The 17,857-nt window shown below is 68.3% G+C and carries 15 protein-coding genes; 12 read left to right on the top strand and 3 right to left on the bottom strand.

The genetic code is table 11. From position 1 onward, the window contains the following. Positions 1 to 28 precede the first annotated feature (28 nt). Entirely contained in the window at positions 29 to 682 is a 654-nt protein-coding gene (locus ACYVAN_RS23600; protein WP_460963241.1) for a TetR/AcrR family transcriptional regulator, read from the top strand. Then, positions 679 to 1,479 (top strand): acyl-CoA thioesterase domain-containing protein, encoded by an 801-nt coding sequence (locus ACYVAN_RS23595; RefSeq protein ID WP_460963239.1) that lies wholly within the window; start codon positions 679 to 681, stop codon positions 1,477 to 1,479. Before ACYVAN_RS23600 ends, ACYVAN_RS23595 begins: the two co-directional genes overlap by 4 nt. Before the next feature lie 89 nt (positions 1,480 to 1,568). Here ACYVAN_RS23595 and ACYVAN_RS23590 read toward each other — a convergent pair whose 3' ends face one another. Next, complete coding sequence (locus tag ACYVAN_RS23590) at positions 1,569 to 2,738, bottom strand: glycosyltransferase (RefSeq protein WP_460963237.1); 1,170 nt, start codon at positions 2,736 to 2,738, stop codon at positions 1,569 to 1,571. A gap of 313 nt (positions 2,739 to 3,051) precedes the next feature. Here ACYVAN_RS23590 and ACYVAN_RS23585 point away from each other — a divergent pair, with 313 nt between their 5' ends. The 3 genes from ACYVAN_RS23585 to ACYVAN_RS23575 are packed head-to-tail and all read left to right on the top strand — an operon-like array spanning position 3,052 to position 6,421. Further along, the gene (locus ACYVAN_RS23585) at positions 3,052 to 4,251 is read left to right on the top strand and encodes a nucleotide disphospho-sugar-binding domain-containing protein (RefSeq protein WP_460963235.1); all 1,200 of its coding nucleotides are present in this window, start codon (positions 3,052 to 3,054) and stop codon (positions 4,249 to 4,251) included. After that, entirely contained in the window at positions 4,248 to 5,168 is a 921-nt protein-coding gene (locus tag ACYVAN_RS23580) for an alpha/beta fold hydrolase (RefSeq protein WP_460963233.1), read from the top strand. The genes ACYVAN_RS23585 and ACYVAN_RS23580 overlap by 4 nt, the downstream gene beginning before the upstream one ends. Beyond that, positions 5,165 to 6,421, top strand: a complete 1,257-nt coding sequence (locus tag ACYVAN_RS23575) for a cytochrome P450 (RefSeq protein ID WP_460963231.1) — start codon at positions 5,165 to 5,167, stop codon at positions 6,419 to 6,421. Before ACYVAN_RS23580 ends, ACYVAN_RS23575 begins: the two co-directional genes overlap by 4 nt. A gap of 54 nt (positions 6,422 to 6,475) precedes the next feature. On the opposite strand, the gene ACYVAN_RS23570 is transcribed toward ACYVAN_RS23575, so the two are convergent. Next, positions 6,476 to 7,798 carry an MFS transporter gene (locus tag ACYVAN_RS23570; protein ID WP_460963230.1) on the bottom strand — a complete coding sequence of 441 codons (1,323 nt, stop codon included), beginning with the start codon at positions 7,796 to 7,798 and terminating at the stop codon, positions 6,476 to 6,478. Between the two features lie 369 nt (positions 7,799 to 8,167). On the opposite strand from ACYVAN_RS23570, the gene ACYVAN_RS23565 reads away from it, so the two are divergent. Beyond that, positions 8,168 to 8,917 (top strand): GntR family transcriptional regulator, encoded by a 750-nt coding sequence (locus ACYVAN_RS23565; protein WP_460963228.1) that lies wholly within the window; start codon positions 8,168 to 8,170, stop codon positions 8,915 to 8,917. A gap of 45 nt (positions 8,918 to 8,962) precedes the next feature. Then, positions 8,963 to 10,168 (top strand): MmgE/PrpD family protein, encoded by a 1,206-nt coding sequence (locus ACYVAN_RS23560; RefSeq protein WP_460963226.1) that lies wholly within the window; start codon positions 8,963 to 8,965, stop codon positions 10,166 to 10,168. 47 nt (positions 10,169 to 10,215) lie between these two features. Here the strand turns inward: ACYVAN_RS23560 and ACYVAN_RS23555 are convergent, their stop codons facing one another. Next, entirely contained in the window at positions 10,216 to 11,136 is a 921-nt protein-coding gene (locus ACYVAN_RS23555) for a LysR substrate-binding domain-containing protein (protein WP_460963224.1), read from the bottom strand. 348 nt (positions 11,137 to 11,484) lie between these two features. Between ACYVAN_RS23555 and ACYVAN_RS23550 the strand changes: the two genes are divergently transcribed. The 5 genes from ACYVAN_RS23550 (at position 11,485) to ACYVAN_RS23530 (ending at position 17,752) form a co-directional block, all read left to right on the top strand. Next, positions 11,485 to 12,810 carry an MFS transporter gene (locus ACYVAN_RS23550; protein WP_460963222.1) on the top strand — a complete coding sequence of 442 codons (1,326 nt, stop codon included), beginning with the start codon at positions 11,485 to 11,487 and terminating at the stop codon, positions 12,808 to 12,810. A 62-nt stretch (positions 12,811 to 12,872) separates the two neighbouring features. After that, positions 12,873 to 14,021, top strand: coding sequence for an acyl-CoA dehydrogenase family protein (locus ACYVAN_RS23545; RefSeq protein ID WP_460963220.1), 1,149 nt, complete (start codon positions 12,873 to 12,875; stop codon positions 14,019 to 14,021). Positions 14,022 to 14,056: 35 nt separating this feature from the next. Beyond that, the gene (locus ACYVAN_RS23540; RefSeq protein WP_460963218.1) at positions 14,057 to 16,231 is read left to right on the top strand and encodes an acetate--CoA ligase family protein; all 2,175 of its coding nucleotides are present in this window, start codon (positions 14,057 to 14,059) and stop codon (positions 16,229 to 16,231) included. Then, positions 16,224 to 16,607 (top strand): Zn-ribbon domain-containing OB-fold protein, encoded by a 384-nt coding sequence (locus ACYVAN_RS23535; RefSeq protein ID WP_460963216.1) that lies wholly within the window; start codon positions 16,224 to 16,226, stop codon positions 16,605 to 16,607. The genes ACYVAN_RS23540 and ACYVAN_RS23535 overlap by 8 nt, the downstream gene beginning before the upstream one ends. Continuing rightward, entirely contained in the window at positions 16,604 to 17,752 is a 1,149-nt protein-coding gene (locus ACYVAN_RS23530) for a thiolase (RefSeq protein ID WP_460963214.1), read from the top strand. The genes ACYVAN_RS23535 and ACYVAN_RS23530 overlap by 4 nt, the downstream gene beginning before the upstream one ends. Positions 17,753 to 17,857: the final 105 nt, after the last annotated feature.

The raw sequence follows: 17,857 nt of genomic DNA, 5'->3' as shown, positions 1-17,857 counted from the left end.
CGGAACTTCCACCGAGCATGAGGACGCGATGCCACCCAGGACCGGCCGCACGGGCGCCAACGCCTGGCAGTGGAGCCGCACCGCCGAAACCCGGCGTGGGTTGCTCCACGCGGCCCGCGAGATCTTCGCCGAGCGCGGCTTCAACGAGGCCAGCATCGCCAAGGTGGTCGAGCGGGCCGGATCCAGCGTCGGGAGCCTGTACCACCACTTCGGCGGCAAGAGCGAACTGTTCCTGGCCCTCTGGGAAGATCACCAAGCCACCCACGAGCAGAACGCCACCAACGCGGTCTCCCGCGCGCGGGAGACCGGCGAGGAGGACCCGCTGACACTGTTCTCCATCGGGGCGCGTGCCTTCCTGGAGGACTCGTGGCAGCACCGGGACCTCGTTCTGCTGTTCATGAACGGCGACGGACCACCGAACTTCGAACTGATCCGACGCACCCGCGACAAGGAATGGGTGCGCCAGAACGCGGTCCTGCTCGGGGCAGGTAGCGACCCCGTCGACCGGGTCACCGTGGCGGTGCTCACCACGATCATCGGCGAGGCGGGGCGGGAGATCGCCACCTGCGCCGACCAACAAGAGGCGCACACCGTGCTCGAAGCGGCCATCCGACTCATCCAACGGCTGGACCCCCTGCGGGAGGACCGCCCCAGCTCTCCGAGTTCCGAGGAGGAACGGTGACCGAAACCGACGAGGCCGAGGCGTTCTTCACCCCGGACGGGGGACACTATCGGCCCACCCCGCCCGCGAACAGCCCGTGGGCGCCGGACATGTTGCACGGCCGCCTGCTCGGCGGCCTGCTCGCACGGGCGGTGGAGCAGGGGCACGCCGAGCCCGGACTACAGTGCGCACGGCTCACCGTCGACCTGTTCCGCAGCACCGCGATGGTTCCGGTCCGGGTGGAGACCACCCGGGTCCGGGACGGCCGTCGGATCCGGGTCGCGGATGCCACGGTGTTCGCCGAGGAACGTCCGGTCGCGCGAGCGAGCGTGGTGCTGCTGCGCCGCAGCGAGCAACCGCCAGGAGACGTCGAACGCACACCGCGCTGGGAGGCCCCCGATCCGCACGAGCTCGGTGCCCCGCCGATCCGGCCCGGTTGGCAGCCACCGTTCGACAGCTGGCTGCTGTCCTCCGACGGCAAGCCGACGGAGGACTGGGATACCCGCGGCGCCCGCCGGGTGTGGTTGCGCGAGCGGCATCCGCTGGTCGAGGGCGAGACGACGTCACCGGTCGTCCGAACAGCTCTGGCGGCCGATTTCGCCAGCCCGCTGGCGCATTACGGCACCCGAGGGCTCGGTTTCATCAACGCCGACTACAACCTGACGCTGAGCCGACCACCCGACGGCGACTTCATCGGCATACACTCCGACGGGCACATCAGCGACGACGGAATCGCGGCCGGGCAGTGCACGCTGCACGACCCGACGGGGCCGATCGGATTCTGTGCCACGACCGCGGTGGCGAACCTGCCCCGCTGAGCACCCGCGCCCATCGGCGTGCGGCGGGTGCTGTCCCGCCGCACCGGACGGGGTGGTCGGCCCTTCGACGTGCTCGAAGATCCGAACGATCACACCGGGCGGTAGCGGTCCGCGAGCTCCGGCAAGCCACGGGCGATCAGCTCGGGCGAGGGCATCGCGGCTATCTCGGCGGCGACGCGCCCGGCGGCCTCATGGTAGCTCCGGTCCGCGAGCAGTCCGCTCACCATGGCGACCAGTGCTTCGGGGCCGACCTCGTCGGCGAGCAGACGTTCGCCCGCGCCGGAGGACCGCACGGCGTCCGCGTTCGCGAACTGGTCCGCTCCCGCCGGGAGGAGCAGTTGCGGAACACCCACGCTCAACGCGCCGAGCGTGGTTCCACTACCGCCGTGGTGCACGAGAACATCGGCGTGCGGCAGCACCGCGGCCTGCGGCACCCACGCTTCGGCTCGGACGTTGTCGGGCAACGTTCCGAGGGCCGCCACGTCCACCGACGGCCCGGTCGCGACCAGCACATTCACCTTCAACCGAGCCAGCGCGTCGATCACTCGTCGCAGCGTGCGTGCCGTGCCGAACCCGGTTCCGAAGGTGAGGTAGACCATCGGCCGGTCGTGGTCGCTCCGGGCCATCCCCTCGGGCGGCTGCGTGGACTCGGCGAACGGCACCGGACGCATCTCCACCCGGTGCTCGCCCGAGCGGAATCCGTGCTCCTGCATCGAAGGCGGGTAGATGTCCAGGTACGGGGTGCCGTCCGCATCCTCCGGAACGGGTGGGTCCAGTCCTGCGGCGAACTCCGCCAACCGCTCACGGTGGTCCTCGAAGCCCGCGGTCACCGCCGGTCCGAGCCCGTGGAACAACGCCGGAACGCCGGCCGATCGTGCGGCGATCTCCGCACCGCTGTTGGCGGAGTCGAAAACCACCAGCGCCGGGTCGAACCGCTCCAGCACCGGCTGCAGATCATTGACGAAGCGTCGTGGGAGGACCTCGCCGAACGCCGCCGCACCGACCGCACGCATCTGTTCCGGTGCCAGTGCGGCGAGGTCGAACCCGGGGCCGTGAATCCGGCGGCCCGCCTCCGTTCCTGCCTCGAAGATCGACAGGCCTGCGAGGATCGGGTCGAAGCCCGCTTCTCGCAGTGGCTCGTGCATCGCCTCGCCGCTGGCGAAACGGACGTCGTGCCCTTCGGCTCGCGCAGCAGTCGCCAGCGGCAGCAACGGATAGGTGTGGCCATGGGCGGCAAGGCTGGAGAACAGGATGCGCACCAACCGGACCCTAGTACAGCCGTTGGCCGTACTCCACGGATTTCCCGGTCGCTCGACTTTCCCTACGTCTGCGCCGACCGTGCTCCAGCGGACGCGATCGCACTTTCCACAGCAAAGCGGACTTCTTTCCCGAAAGACCCGATCCGGACTCGGCAGAGTGAACGATCCGAGCGACACTCCCCTGGATCGCACCACAGAGGACCGCTCGATCGAGTGATCTTGTTCAAGCCATCACGTAGTAGTGACGTTGTCGGCCGTAGATGGGCGTTGATCGTCCAGGCACACGTCGTCGTTCGATGGGTTACTTCCTCGCATGCGTGTACTGTTCACCACCACGCCCGGCTGCGGTCACTTCTTCCCCCTGGTACCGCTGGCATGGGCGTTTCGCTGTGCCGGACACCGGGTTCTCGTCGCCGGTCCACGTCCGATCGCCAAGTCCGTTCGCACCGCAGGGCTCGAACACGCTTCGGTCGGCGGCAACGTCAACCCGCTGAAGCTGTGGCCCGACGAAGCCGGACCCGCGGGGGAACACGACTTCACCGCAGAACCGTGGGTGGCGCTCGCCGAGCACACCGTCGCAGAAACGATCGACCTGGTCGGGCAGTGGCGACCACACCTGATCGTCTCCGATTTCGCCGAGTACTCGGGCCCCATCGCGGCCGCGCTTTCGGCGATTCCCTCGATCTCCCAGCACTGGGGCATGCACATCTCGGACGAGCTGTCCGCGACGGTGTTCGACGAAGAGACCATGGGACGGCTGCACGCGCTGCAGGAGCAGTTCGGGCTGCTTCCCGCCGAGACCACGCCCGCGGCCACGGTGGACCTGTGCCCATCCAGCCTGGCCTGCTTCGATTCCACGAGCTGGCTTCCGATGCAGTACATCCCCTACGGCGGAGTCGGGTTGCCGTCACCGTGGCTCTGGACCCACCGCACCCGCCCCCGGGTGTGCGTCTCGATGGGCAGCGTCGAACTCGATGCCGGCATCGACGGCTTGTGCACCGTCGCCGAAGGACTCGCCGACTTCGACGGTGAGGTGGTGCTCACGGGGGTTGGCTCGCGCAACTCCGCGCTCAGCAACCTGCCCCCGAACGTGCGCGCCGCAGGCTGGCTGTCGCACGACCAGGTCTTTCCCACCTGCGACGTGGTGGTCCACCACGGCGGCTCGGGAACCGCGATGACCGCGCTGCGCTACGGGCTGCCGCAGCTGATCCTGCCGCAGATGTGCGACCAGTTCGAGAACGCCGCCCGCCTGGCCGGCAGCGGAGCGGCCCGCAGCATCGGGTTCGCGGACCGGGCGGCGGGCGTGGTTCGCGACGAGGTCGAGGAACTTCTCACCGAACCGTCGTACCGTGTGCACGCGGAGCGCATCCGAGCCGAGATCGAGTCCATGCCGATGCCGGCAGAAATCGTCAGCACCCTCACCGCCCTGGGCGCCGGACCGACCGCGCAGCAAACGATTCCCGCATCTCCGGTCGAGCCCTCGTTGCCGCTGACCATGCCGAGTGCGCCATGAACCCCGGAACGGGAGATCCCGAAGCGCCCCGGAAGCGCCGCCGCACTCCGTTCGGCATGCATCAGGACATTGTGGACACACCGCGCGGTCGCATCGAATGCCTGCGCAACGCGCCGGACCCGTCCACAAGGCCCGTGTCGATCACTGTCAACGGTCTCGCCGAGACGAGTCACCGCTGGGGACCGGCACTGGTGCAGGCCGCCCGCCTCGGCCACACCGCCTATGCTTACGACCACATAGGACAGTTCAGTAGCCGGGAAACCTCGCCCCGCACCGTGCGCGAGCTCGCCGACGATCTCCGCGCACTGATCGACGAGCTCTCCCCGGAGCAGCCGGTGCACGTGGTGGGAGGCTGCCTCGGCGGGTTCGTCGCCCGGGACCTCGCTTATCGGGCCCCTCACCGCGTCCGGAGCCTCGTGCTGCTCGGATCGGGGTGGAGTCTGGCCGACTCCGCAGCACCGCGGTTGCACGAACAGGTCGCGCACGCCGTGGCGACGGAGGGAATCACCGCGGTGTTCGACAAGATCCGCGAAGAAGCGGTGCGTGCAGGCGTCTCACACCGAAGCGTCGACCGCGTTCAGGACAGCTACCTGGCGATCCGCCCGGATTTCCTCGCCGACTTCAGCGGCTCCGTCGCCGACTACCCGGACACGACCGACCGGCTCCCCTTCGGAGGCGCCATTGCCGTTCCCGTCCTGGTGACGCACGGGTCCGGAGACGACATGTGGAACACCGACCGGCAACATCGCCTCGCTGAACGGCTGAGCGCTCCGATCACGACGATCGAAGGAGCCGGTCACTCGCCCACCGTGACACATCCCCGCGCCACCGCCGACGCGCTCGCCCGCTTCTGGTCGGCAGTGGACTCCGGCGCACCGATCACCCCCCAACCCGAACTGGATACTTCATCGGCATGACTTCTCCGGCAGTACTCGAGGACCGAGACGAAGCCGTCTCCACCTTCCGCGCACTCATGTTCTCGCGTGGCGAGACCGACCCTTATCCGCTGTACGCGCGGCTGCGCACGCACACCCCCTTGCTGCGGAGCCCACTGCCCAACCTGCTGGGCGGGCATGTGCTCAGCAGGCACGCCGAGTGCTCGGCCGCCCTGCGCAACCGCGCGCTGGCTCCGTTCAGCGGCGAGCACCTCGACAGCTTTCACCCGAGCTGGCGCGAGCACACCGCCTCCCGGCTGCTCTACCGCAGCCTTGTCTTCCAAAGCCAGCACCGGCACAGCGACGTGCGCAGGCTGCTGACACCACACTTCACCAGGACCAGGACGAACGCGCTGCAGGACGTCGTCGACGACACCGCCGAGAGCATGATCGACGACCTCGCCGAACGCGCCGGAACCGGCGAGGTCGTCGACCTCGTCGAAGAGCTCACACTGCCCTTCCCGCTCGCGGTGATCAGCGCGGTGTTCGGGCTCGACCCGAAAGCCACCCACCGCTTCGGCTGGTCCGGCAGGACTCTGTCGTGCTTCCTCGAACCGATGCAGACCCCCGGGATCCACAAGCGGGTGAACCGCGCCGCCGACGAGTTCGTCGGATTCTTCGACGGCGTGGTCCGCCAACGGCGCGACGAACCACGGGACGATCTCGTCACGGCGTTGATCCGGGCTACCGAAGCAGGCGACATCGACGAATCGGAGCTCTTCGGCAATCTGTTGTTCCTGTTCACAGCCGGATACGACTCCTCGACCAGCTTCCTCGGCTCGGCGATCCGGACGCTGCTGCGCAACCCCGAGCAGGCCGAGCTGGTGCGGCAGCGACCGGAGCTGGCGGCGGGTGCGGTGGAGGAGCTGCTCCGCTACGACCCGCCGGTGCACGCCACCACTCGAGTGGCGGCCTCCTCGACGCGGGCCGGAGAAGCGGACATCCCGGCCGGGTCGCTCGTCTGGATCCTGCTGGCCTCGGCAAACCGCGATCCGGCGGTCGTCGACCACCCGGAAGTTCTCGACGTCACCCGGCCACCGGCTCCACACGTCTCGCTCTCCGCCGGACCGCACGCCTGTCTGGGAGCGCGCCTGGCACGGATGGAATCGCAGACCCTGCTGCCGATGCTGCTGCGCCGTTTTCCGCGGATGCGAGCAGCGGGAGCGGTGCGTCACCGCTCCCCCGGAATGCTCCTCCGCGGTGTCGATCACCTGCCGGTCGTCCTCGAGCCTTGACGACGCGGTGCACCCGTGTGGACGTCGGTGCGAGTCGGCGGGCAGCCGGACAGCTCAGGCGGATGCGTTCTCCGGCTGCTCGTCCCGCTCCAGGTCCCATCGGCGCCTGCGCACCAGGACCGGGACGCTGTCGCCGCGTTCCTGCGCGGCGAGCACCCCCGCTCGAGTACGCCGCCACCATACGAACGTTCGCCAGGACGAGAAGATCAGCATGACCAGCAGCGCCGCCAGCGCCAACCGGTAGTCGCCGGTCAGGTCGAGGAGCAGGCCGACGAGCAGTGCACCGAGCGCGGTGGCCGAGTGGCCACCGGCGTTGGCGAGTCCGGTGGCCGTACCGACTTGCCCGAGCGGGTTGTAGTCCCGGGCCAAGGTGAAGGCGACGGCTGAAACCGGCCCACCGAGCGCGAACACCGCGAACGCGATCACCAGCACGACCAGCGGCGGCTTCCCACCGCTCCACCCCAGTAGAAGGCCCCAGGCCGTGACGTTGCAGAGCAGGTATGCCGCCACCAGTGGCATGCGCATCCCAGGGCGCGAGCCGATCAGCGCACCCACCAGCGGCCCGCCCAGCGCCTGGCCGATGATGAGCACGCTCAACACGAGCGCTGCCGTGTCGGGGTCGAGCCCGATGCTGTCGACGAGGTACGGGTAGCCCCACAGCAGGGACAGGACCCCGGTGACGAACAGCGTGCAGAAGTGCACCCAGAACGCCAAGCGGGTCCCGGGTACCGCCCAGACGTCCCGGACCTTGCGAAGCAGGCCTTCCCCGGAGCGGGCCGATCGGCCGAGCGACGCGGATGGTTGGCCGTCGGGAACGAACAGCGCGGGGATCACCGCGTAAGCGGCGGTGATCGCGCCGAAGAGCAGGAAGGTCGGGCCCCATCCCCAATCACGCAGTATCCAGCCGAGCGGGAAGGTGGCCGCGACCCCACCGACCGCGCCGAGCGCGCTGGACACGGTGGTGACGATGGCGTACTGCCTGGTCGAGAAGTGGGCGGCGACCACGCGCAGCAGGCTCACCCACACCAGGGCGTCACCCATTCCCAGCACAGCTCTGGCCACCAGCCCCATCGGGTAGGAGGCGGCCACCGCGAAGAGCACCTGGCCGATCCCGAGCAGCAGAGCCGCGCCCGTGATCACCCTTCGGGGACCGAAGCGGTCGACGAGCAACCCGGTAGGGACCTGCATTCCCGCGTAGATGCTCATTTGCAGGACGGTGAACGCGCTCAGCGCGGCTGGTCCCACGCCGAAACGTTCGAGCGCCGTGGGGCCCGCAACCCCCAGACTGCCCCGGTGGAACACGGCGGCAAGGTAGACCACCACCCCACTCGCCCAGATCCACCATGCCCGACGCGTCCGCGTCCGGTCGGCAGTCACGAGTTACCTCCCCTGTTGCGCGGTGGACCGGTTTCGACGGGCCGCGCGAGATCGACGACGAGCGGATGCCGCGTCCATTGTGTTGGCCGCGCTCAAGCGAAGCCCGCTCGGATGCCGCGAAGGTGCACTCCGCCACAATCCGTCCGGGCACCGCGAAGCCGATCCCGATCTGCGCGGCCACGCGGAGCGTCGCCGGATCCACCTCGCGGACACTTTTGTACGGCCAAAATTCAATCCGAACATCTCATCCCGACCGGCCGTGGCCCCGCGAAAAGCACGACTGCACGAAATTTCAATCGCACAGCGATCGTTGACACCGAATAAGGGTGACCATAATATGGCCGTACAAATAGAGCCGGAGGTCAACCGATGAACATCGGAGGAACCGGCGGAGAAAGTGCCTACCAGGCACTGGCCCGAGAACTGCGCACCGCGATCCTGCAACACCAATACACATCCGGCCAGCGCCTGCCGACCGAAGCCGAGCTCGCCGAACAACACGGCGTGAGCAGGCAGACCGTGCGGCGAGCGTTTCAGGACCTCGTCGCCGAAGGCATGGTCTACCGCGTTCCCGGTCGGGGCACCTTCCCCGCCGCCCGCGAGGGCCAGTACCTTCGCCAGTTCGGTTCGGTCGACGACCTGATGGGCCTGTCCCTCGACACCGAATTCGAGCTCAGCACCCCGCTGCAGCGCAAAGTCGACGTGTCCGCAGCCGGGCGCCTGCGCCTGCACTCCGACGCGGTCAGCACCGTGCGCTTTCGCCGCCTGCACGAAGGCGTGCCGTTCTGTGCGACCACCGTCCACCTGCCGCCCAGGGTCGGTGACCTCCTCACCGGCACTCCCGAGCTGACCACTCCAGGAGCGCGCAGCACCATCACCGTGCTCGGGCTGCTCGACCACAAGTCCACCGCCCCGGTCGCCGAAGCCGACCAGAGCATCTCGGTGGCGATGTTGCCCGCCGAGGACGCCGAGCTGCTCGCCGCACCCGCCGGGAGCCCGGTTCTGCGCATCGACCGCCTCTACCACGACAGCGAGCAGCACCCCGTCGAACTGGCCATCAGCCACTTCTTGCCGGAGCACTACTCCTACCGGGTCCGGCTGCGCCGCAGCGTTCGCTGACCGGTCCGCCCGTCCGCCACCACCAACGCCACACATGGAGGACGCATGAGCACCCTTGCCGACCGGATCGCACAGTGGGCCGTCGAGCTCGCCCCGAGCGAGCAAGACCTGGCGCTGGCCGAGCGTTCCCTGCTGGACACGGTGGCGGTCGCACTGGCCGCCCGCCGGGATCCGGTCGGAGAGTTGGCCGCCTCGCTGCCGGAGCCGGCACGGTGGGCGGCCGTGGGCCACGTGCTCGACTTCGACGACCTGCACGTGGACTCGACCACGCACATCAGCGTGGTGTGTGTACCCGCCACCCTGGCCACCGGCGGTGACGCACGCGCCTACCTCGCCGGTGCCGGTGTGATGGCCCGGATCGGCAACGCTCTCGGCTGGGAGCACTACACGCAGGGTTGGCATACCACGTGCACGGCCGGAGCCCCTGCGGCGGCCGTTGCCGCCGCCGTCTCGCTCGGATTGGACGCCGACGGCATCACGCGGGCGATCGCGCTCGCGGTCCCCGCGGCAGGAGGAGTGCAACAAGCGTTCGGTACTGCGACCAAATCCCTGCAGGTGGGCTTCGCCGCGGAGGCGGGGGTGCGGGCGGCCAGACTCGCCGCCGCCGGGGCGACGGCAGCCCCCGGCTCGCTCGAACAGTGGTTGGAGCTGGTGGGTGGTGCTGCCGATCGCGTCGACCTCTCCGGCCCGGCGGTTCCCGGCGGTCTGGCGATCAAGGTCTTCCCCTGCTGCTACGCCCTGCAGCGGCCGATCAGCGCGGTCCGCGACCTGGGGTCGAAGAAGCCTGCTGCCCACGAGGTCGCGGCGATCATGGCGCGCACGCCTGCGGGAACCGTGCACCCATTGATCCACCACCGGCCGAGCACCGGATTGCAGGGCAAGTTCAGCCTGGAGTACGCGATCGCCACCGCGGTCCTCGACGAGTACCCGGATTTCGACAGTTTCACGGACTCGGCTGTGCAGCGGGCCGAAGCCCAGCGCCTGCTGAAGGTGGTCTCGCTCGATGCGACACCGGACGAGGGCGACGGGCTGCTGGCCGGTGATCTCACTCTGGAGTTCGCACTGACCGACGGAACGACGAGGACGGTCGGATTGCAGTTGCCGCCCGGGGCACCGCAGCGCCCTCCCACGGACCGGGAACTGCGGGACAAGCTCGCCGCCTGCGGTGCCGATGTGCCGGGTCTGCTGCGCGAGCTCACCTGGTCGGAGGCGGCACACGTGCTGCGGCGCGAGTTCCCCGGCAACGACTGATCGACAGCGCACGGTCCTCGAGGGGACCGTGCGTCCCGTATACCGCGCTAGCCGCGCATCGGCGCGGACGACTGCTCGGCGGTGGCATCGGCCGCGATCTGGTCCAGCAGGTCGACCAGCGCGTGCAGGGCGGGGTTCGGGTCATCTTCCCGCCAGGCCAACCCCAACGGCACCTGGGGCGGGTCGGTGACCGCGACCACCACCACTCCCGGTACTTCCAAGTGCCCCGCGGACAACGGCACCAGACCGACCCCCGCGCCTGCCCCGACCAAGGACAGGATCGTGTGGGTGTCCGGCGCCTCCTGCGCGAAGTCCGGGCTGAACCCGTGCTGCAAACACGCCGCCAGCACGACCTGGTTGACGACTGATCCGCGATCGGTCGGGTAGCAGACGAACCGCTCACCGGAAAGTTCTCGCAGGTGGATCTCCTCCCGCTCGGCGAGGGCGTGTTCCGTCGGCAGCACGGCCGCGAGCGGATGGCTCATCAGTTCCCGCACCCGCAGGCCGTTCGCCGATATCGGCAGGCGCAGCAGACCCGCATCGACCTCCTGGCGGTCGAGCTTCTCGACGAGCTCTCCCCCGAACACGGGACTGATGATGTCGAAGCGCACCTTGGGATTCTGCTCGCGGAACCTGCGCACGAGCAGCAGCAACACCTCGTACGACGTCGGCCCGCTGAACCCCAGGCGCAGCGCGCCGATCTGACCGGCCGCGGCCTGCCGGGCGACCCGCGGCGCCGCGTGCGCCGACTGCAACGTGTTGCGCGCCTCCCGCAGGAAGGCCTCACCCGCGGCGGTCAGTGCCACCTGTCGCGTGGTGCGCTGCAGGAGACGCACTCCGACCTCCGCTTCGAGCCGCTTGATCTGCTGGGACAGCGGTGGTTGCGACATGTGCAGGCGAGCGGCGGCCCGTCGGAAGTTGAGTTCCTCCGCGACGACCACGAACGCGTTCAAGTGGCGAAGCTCCACGGCACCGTCCTCATCTCTCCCCGCCCGTCCCGCCGAGGAGCGGCCGTGTCCGCGACCCGCCGAAACGCATCCGGTGGTCCACGCCTCCTCGGCACGTCCGCCGGTGTGCATCCGGGCGGAGGATCACGGGTGCATTCGACCGCGTAACCATCCGCGCAGGTCATAACCGATTATGTCGCCGAAACGAATCAACCGTACACCAACTTAGTGTTAGACGGAACACACCACCTGCACTACTTTCACCAGCACGGCCGAAACAGGAACCGCCACGCTTACGGCAATTCCTGGCACCAGCCCGAAGAGAGCCGTTCTGCGCGTCGACGAAGCCGCACGAAGGAAAGTCATCGCATGGCAAAAAGCCGGCTCCGCCCGGAAGAGAAGATGGGCCGCAAGGCGGGAATCGCCTCTTTTATCGGCACCACCATCGAATGGTACGACTTCTACATATACGGAACCGCCTCCGCACTGGTGTTCGGACCCCTGTTCTTTCCGGCGACCAGCCCGGCCATCGGCGTTCTGGTCTCCTTCGCGACGTTCTGGGTGGGCTTTCTGGCCCGCCCGCTCGGCGGGATCATCTTCGGCCACCTCGGTGACCGGGTGGGACGCAAGAAATCCCTGATCACAACGCTGCTGCTGATGGGCTTCACCACGGTCGGCGTCGGCCTGCTGCCCACCTACGCGAGCATCGGCATGCTCGCTCCCGTACTTCTCGTGCTTTTCCGCATCGTGCAGGGCATCGCCGTCGGAGGCGAATGGGGCGGCGCCGTGCTCATCGCCACCGAACACGCGCCCAAGCACCGCGGCGTCCTGTTCGGCGCCTTCGCCCAGCAGGGCTCTCCGGCCGGCCAGATACTCGCCTCCTTCGCGTTCATGCTGGCCTCACAGCTACCCGACGGCGCCTTCTTGAGCTGGGGCTGGCGGCTGCCGTTCCTGGCGTCGGCGATCCTGATCGTGCTCGGCCTCATCATCCGGCTGAGCCTGGAGGAGTCCCCGGCTGTCGAGCGGCTCAAGGGCAGCGGACAAACCGCCCGATTCCCGCTGATCGAGGTGTTCCGGAACCACACCTCGCTGATCCTGCTCGGCGTGTGCGCCAGCACAATCGCTTTCTCCGCCGCCTACTTCAAGAACACGTTCGCCCTCTCCTGGGCCACCAATGAACTCGGGTTCGAACGAGAAGCGTTCCTGACGGTCATTCTGATCAGCAGCATCGTGCAGTTCTTCGTTCAGCCGTTCGGCGCAATTTTCGCGAGCCGGTGGAACATCCGGAAGGTCGTGACGATCCTACTCATCCTGGAATTGCCGGTATTGCCGATGATGTTCTTCTTCATCGGAACCGGGAGTTTTGCGATGTCGGCCGTCGGAATGGTTCTGGCCACCCTGCCGCACGTAATGTACTACTCGATCCTCGCGGGCATCCTGGCTCAGGCGTTCCCCGCCCGCATCAGGTACACGGGTGTCTCGTTGTCGTACGCACTGGCCGGAACGCTCCTCGGCGGCACGACCCCCTTGATCGGGCAATCGCTGCTGACCACGTTCGGGTCGATCGTCCCGGTCGTCGGATACGCGCTGCTGACGGTGCTGATGTCGCTGTTCGGCGCGCGCGGCCTGCTCGCACTCTCTGCCCGCCACGCCGAGCAGGACAGCAGCACGCCCACCGCCCCTGCTCGCACCTGACCGACCGCCCCGCGAGTCCACCCGAACACCCGCGGAAACCGCCGAATCGAAATGAGGACACGATGGACCCGCAGGTATTCGACGACGTCCTGAGCACGGTGCGCGATTTCGTCCGGAACGAGGTGGTTCCCCACGAGGACACCATCGAGGAGACGAACGCCATCCCCGAAGCACTGCGCGAGAAAGCGGCCGAGATGGGGCTGTTCGGCTTCGCCCTACCCGAGGAGTTCGGCGGCCTCGGTCTTTCGACCAGCGAAGACGTGCGCCTGGCCATGGAACTCGGGTACACCGTGCCCGCATTCCGGTCCATGTTCGGCACCAACAACGGCATCGCCGGGCAGGTGCTCGTCAAGTTCGGCACGAACGAGCAGCAGCAGGAGTGGTTGCCGAAGCTGGCCGCGGGCGAAGCGATCGCGTCGTTCGCCCTCACCGAGGACGGTGCCGGATCCGACCCGAGCCGGGTCCGAACCCGCGCGGTCCGGGACGGTGGCGAGTACGTGTTGTCGGGCGGCAAGCGGTTCATCACCAACGCACCCCAAGCCGACCTGCTCGTCGTTTTCGCGCGGACCGACGAGAACGTCGCGCCGCACAAGGGAATTTCGGTGTTCCTCGTCGAAACCGACCGCCCCGGTGTCAGGATCGGACCGTCCGACGTGAAGATGGGCCAAGCCGGTGCCCACACCGCCGAGGTGTTCTTCGACGATGCCCGGGTTCCCGCCGGGGCACTCGTCGGTGGCCGGGAGAACGCGGGATTCAACGCCGCGATGTCGTCACTGACACGAGGACGGCTGCACATCGCCGCCATCTGCGTGGGGTTGGCGAGCCGGATCGTCGAGGAGTCCGTCGCCCACGCCGCCACCAGCGAACAGGGTGGTGAACCCATCGGCCGCTTCCAGCTCGTGCAGGCGCAACTGGCCGAATCGCAAGCGGAGCTCTACGCGGGTAGGGCGATGGTGTTGCAGGCCGCCGAGGAGTACGACAGCGGCGCGGACACCCGGCTGGCCCCGTCTTCCGCCAAACTCTTCTGCAGCGAGATGGTCTCGCGCGTGGCCGACCGCGCGGTGCAGGTGCACGGCGGGTCCGGTTACATGCGCGGTGTTCCGGTCGAACGCTTCTACCGCGACTCCCGCGTCTTCCGAATCTACGAAGGCACCAGCGAGGTCCAGAAACTCATCATCGCCAAGCAATTGCTGCGCCAGGCCGCGTCCTGACCACAGGGGCGAACAGCACGGGGGAGGAGCACGACGTGAACGTCGCACCGAGGCAAGAGACAGCATCGGCGGAATACCTGCTGCACCCGAGATCCATCGCGATCCTCGGGGCATCCGACAACCCGATCAAACTCTCCGGACGACCGGTCGACTACCTCAAGCGGTTCCGGTTCGACGGACGCATCATCCCGATTAATCCCGGCCGCGAAGAAGTGCAGGGACTGCGCTCGTTCCGCTCCCTCGACGAGGTGGACGGCGAGATCGACCTCGCGATGGTCATGCTCGCGGCCGAGCAGGTCGTCGACGGCGTGCGCGCCTGCGCCCGCCGAGGCGTGTCCGTTGTGATCGTGGCCGCGGCGGGTTTCGCCGAAGCGGGCGAGCACGGCGCGGATCTGCAGCGGCAGCTGCGCGAAGTCATCGACGAAACTGGTATTCGGGTACTCGGACCGAACTGCCTCGGCATGATCAGCGTGCGCGACCGGGCGACACCCACCTTCACGTCGGCGCTCGACGAGAACGTCGAACTGCGGGAGGGCCCGGTCTCGTTCGTCAGCCAGAGCGGCGCGTTCGGCTCCTGCATCTTCAGCGAGGCGCAACAGACCGGACTCGGCATCTCGCACTACCTCAACACGGGAAACGAGATCGACCTGTCCGTGTCCGAGATTCTCGGCGCCCTCGTCGAAACCGGTCGGACGGAGGTGCTGCTGGCCTACCTGGAAGGGGTGAGCCACGGACGGGAGCTCCTCGACGTCGCCCGGCGCGCCCACGAGTTGGACAAGCCGATCATCACCGTCAAGGTCGGTAGGTCGGTCGCGGGTGCCCGCGCGGCGCAAAGCCACACCGCCTCGCTCGCCGGGGAAGACGCCGTGTTCGAGGGTGCCGCACGGCAAGTGGGCATGATCCGGGTGGACGGCCCGGACGCGATGCTGGATGCCGCGCAGCTGCTCGCGACCGGCAGGCGGGTGCGCGGTCGACGGTTGAGCACGTTGTCGCTGTCCGGTGGTGCCGGTGTGTTGATGGCGGACGCCGCCAGCACGCACGGCATCGCGGTCGACGCGTGGGACGAGGAGTGGCAACGGCGAATGGCGACGGTGATCCCGGCTTTCGGATCCCCCCGCAACCCGATCGACCTCACTGCCACGTTGATCAGCGAACCGAATCTGCTGCGCCGAAGTCTCGAGCTCGCGGCCGAACATCCCGAAACCGACATGATCGCGGTGCTGCTCGGCAATGCCGACAAGGGTGCCGACGAGCTCATCGCCACCATCGAACGGGTGCATCGCAACACCGACCGCCCACTCGTGGTGGTGTGGACAGGTGGTAGCGGAAAACCGCGAGAACGCCTGCGGGAGCTGGGAATTCCCTGCTTCACCGACCCCGGCCGGGCAGCGGCGGCGCTCGGCGTGCTGGCCGACTACAGCCACCGCCCCGGACTCACCCAGCCGGAACGACCGGCGGACGTCGACGAGTCGACCGCGCGCGACGTGATCGCCGAGGCGAGAGCGCGCGGGCGGGAACAGCTCAACGAGCACGAATCCAGCCGGCTGATCACGGCGTACGGTGTGCGCAGTGCCGAGTCATCTCCCGCGGACACTCCGGAAGCGGCCGCGGCCACCGCCGAGGCGATAGGCGGCCCGGTCGCGGTCAAGTTGCTCTCGGACCGGATCGGGCACAAGAGCGATGTCGGAGGCGTCCGGTTGGGGCTGACCGAACCGGCGGAGGTTCGCAAGGCCGTCGACGAACTGCTGCGGATCGCGCGGGAGGCGAACGCCCCCGACGCCCGGGTTCTGGTTCAGCGCATGGCCACCGCCGAAACCGAACTCATCGCCGGGATCAAACACGACCCGGCTTTCGGTCCGGTCGTCGTGGTCGGATTTGGTGGCGTGCTCGTCGATGTGCTGGCGGACAGCCGAGTAGCCGTCGCACCGGTCGACCCCGATGGGGCCAAGCGACTGCTGCGCTCGTTGCGCGGCAGCCGGCTGTTCGGGGCGGTCCGCGGCCGTCCCGAACTGGACCTCGACGCCGCAGCCGATGCCGTGTCGCGGCTTTCGTGGCTGGCCCACGACCTCGCTTCCGACGTAGCCGAGCTGGACGTCAACCCGCTGCTGCTCGACGCACGCGGCGGTGGTGTGGTCGCGGTCGACTGCCTGGCGGTCCTCTCCGATCCCGAGTCGCAGCGTCCTATTCCGGAAGGATCGACGAATGAGTGAACACGCCGTCCCCGCGGCACCGGACGCGGTGTACCGGGAGGGCCTCGCCAGTGGCGAGCTTCGATTCCAGCGTTGCGGCGGGTGCGACAACGCGATCTTCTACCCTCGGGTGCTCTGCCCCGGTTGCGGATCCGAGGACCTGCGGTGGCAACGCAGCTCGGGCGTCGGAACCGTCTACGCGACCACGAACGTGCGCGCCCGGACAGGCGTGCGCAACGTGGTGCTGGTCGACCTGGACGAAGGGTTCCGCATGATGTCGCGGGTCGAGGACGTCGAACCCGACCACGTGTCGATCGGACTGCGGGTGCGTTTCGCGGTCACCGATGACGAAGGGGGCACACCGATCGCGGTGTTCCGGAAGGGAGGTCAGAAGTGAGTCTGCGTGGCGCGACTTCGGTTGTCGGTGTGGCGGAATCTGATCTCGGTTCGGTGGCGCCCGGCACGAGCCCGCTGGACCTGGTCGGGCAAGCCACGGCGCGAGCACTCGCCGACGCCGGAATCGACAAGTCCGAAGTGGACGGGCTTTTCACCGCGTCGTCCTACTACCCGATGGCCGGTATGGACACCGCCGAGTACCTCGGCATCCGACCCCGGTACCTGGACGGATCGAGCATCGGCGGCAGCTCGTTCGTCTCCCACCTCCTGCACGCCGCGTCCGCGATCGCCAACGGACTCTGCAGCACCGCGCTGATCGTGTACGGCAGCACCCAACGTTCCGACGGCGGGCGACTGGTCTCACCGTCCAAACCCGACCCGTACGAAGCTCCCTACGAGCCGCGCTACCCGATCAGCATGTACGCGCTGGCCACTTCTCGACACATGCACGAGTACGGCACGACACGTGAACAACTCGCCGACGTTGCCGTGGCAGCTCGCCGATGGGCGCAGCTCAATCCCGCCGCGTTCGCCCGCGAACCGCTGAGTCGCGAGGAAGTCCTCGCCGCCCGCATGGTCAGCGACCCGCTGACCACCAGGGACTGCTGCCTGGTTACCGACGGCGGCGGCGCGGTGGTCCTGACGAGCACCGAGCGAGGACGAGATCTCGACAGCACACCCGTTTCGCTGCTCGGCGCCGGGGAGGCGAACTGGCACCGCAACATTTCCCAGATGCCCGATCTGACGGTCACGGCGGCCTCCGAATCCGGCAGGCGAGCATTCGAGATGGCAGGCCTGTCACCGCGGGACGTGGACGTGGTCGAGCTCTACGACGCGTTCACCATCAACCCGATCCTCTTCCTCGAAGACCTCGGTTTCTGTGGCAAGGGCGAGGGCGGACCGTTCGTATCCGACGGGCTCATCGCACCCGGCGGCAAACTCCCGGTCAACACCAACGGTGGGGGTCTCTCTTACTGCCACCCGGGGATGTACGGCATCTTCACCATCATCGAAGCAGTGCGGCAGCTTCGTGGGGACTGCGAGACCCGCCAGATAGACGGGGCGGAAGTCGCCCTGGCGCACGGCAACGGCGGCGTCCTCTCCAGTGAGGTGACCGCCGTACTCGGAACGCTGAGCACGCTCTGACCCGGAACGTCCGGTCCGTGGTGTCCGCCGAGCCGACCCTCATCCCGAAACTGTTCGGAACAACGCGGGCGAGTCCCGACCGCGCGCATCCCGTCCGGTCCAGCA

The sequence above is a fragment of the Parasphingorhabdus pacifica genome, assembly GCF_054779195.1.
The sequence above is the reverse complement of the archived record's forward strand: the minus strand, read 5'-3'. Positions and strand labels throughout refer to the sequence as shown.

Bases quoted from the DNA above. Each gene is read 5' to 3' on its own strand.
- ACYVAN_RS23600 (WP_460963241.1), top strand. From the start codon at position 29: ATGCCACCCAGGACCGGCCGCACGGGCGCCAACGCCTGGCAGTGGAGC.
- ACYVAN_RS23585 (WP_460963235.1), top strand. From the start codon at position 3,052: ATGCGTGTACTGTTCACCACCACGCCCGGCTGCGGTCACTTCTTCCCC.
- ACYVAN_RS23580 (WP_460963233.1), top strand. From the start codon at position 4,248: ATGAACCCCGGAACGGGAGATCCCGAAGCGCCCCGGAAGCGCCGCCGC.
- ACYVAN_RS23575 (WP_460963231.1), top strand. From the start codon at position 5,165: ATGACTTCTCCGGCAGTACTCGAGGACCGAGACGAAGCCGTCTCCACC.
- ACYVAN_RS23565 (WP_460963228.1), top strand. From the start codon at position 8,168: ATGAACATCGGAGGAACCGGCGGAGAAAGTGCCTACCAGGCACTGGCC.
- ACYVAN_RS23560 (WP_460963226.1), top strand. From the start codon at position 8,963: ATGAGCACCCTTGCCGACCGGATCGCACAGTGGGCCGTCGAGCTCGCC.
- ACYVAN_RS23550 (WP_460963222.1), top strand. From the start codon at position 11,485: ATGGCAAAAAGCCGGCTCCGCCCGGAAGAGAAGATGGGCCGCAAGGCG.
- ACYVAN_RS23545 (WP_460963220.1), top strand. From the start codon at position 12,873: ATGGACCCGCAGGTATTCGACGACGTCCTGAGCACGGTGCGCGATTTC.
- ACYVAN_RS23535 (WP_460963216.1), top strand. From the start codon at position 16,224: ATGAGTGAACACGCCGTCCCCGCGGCACCGGACGCGGTGTACCGGGAG.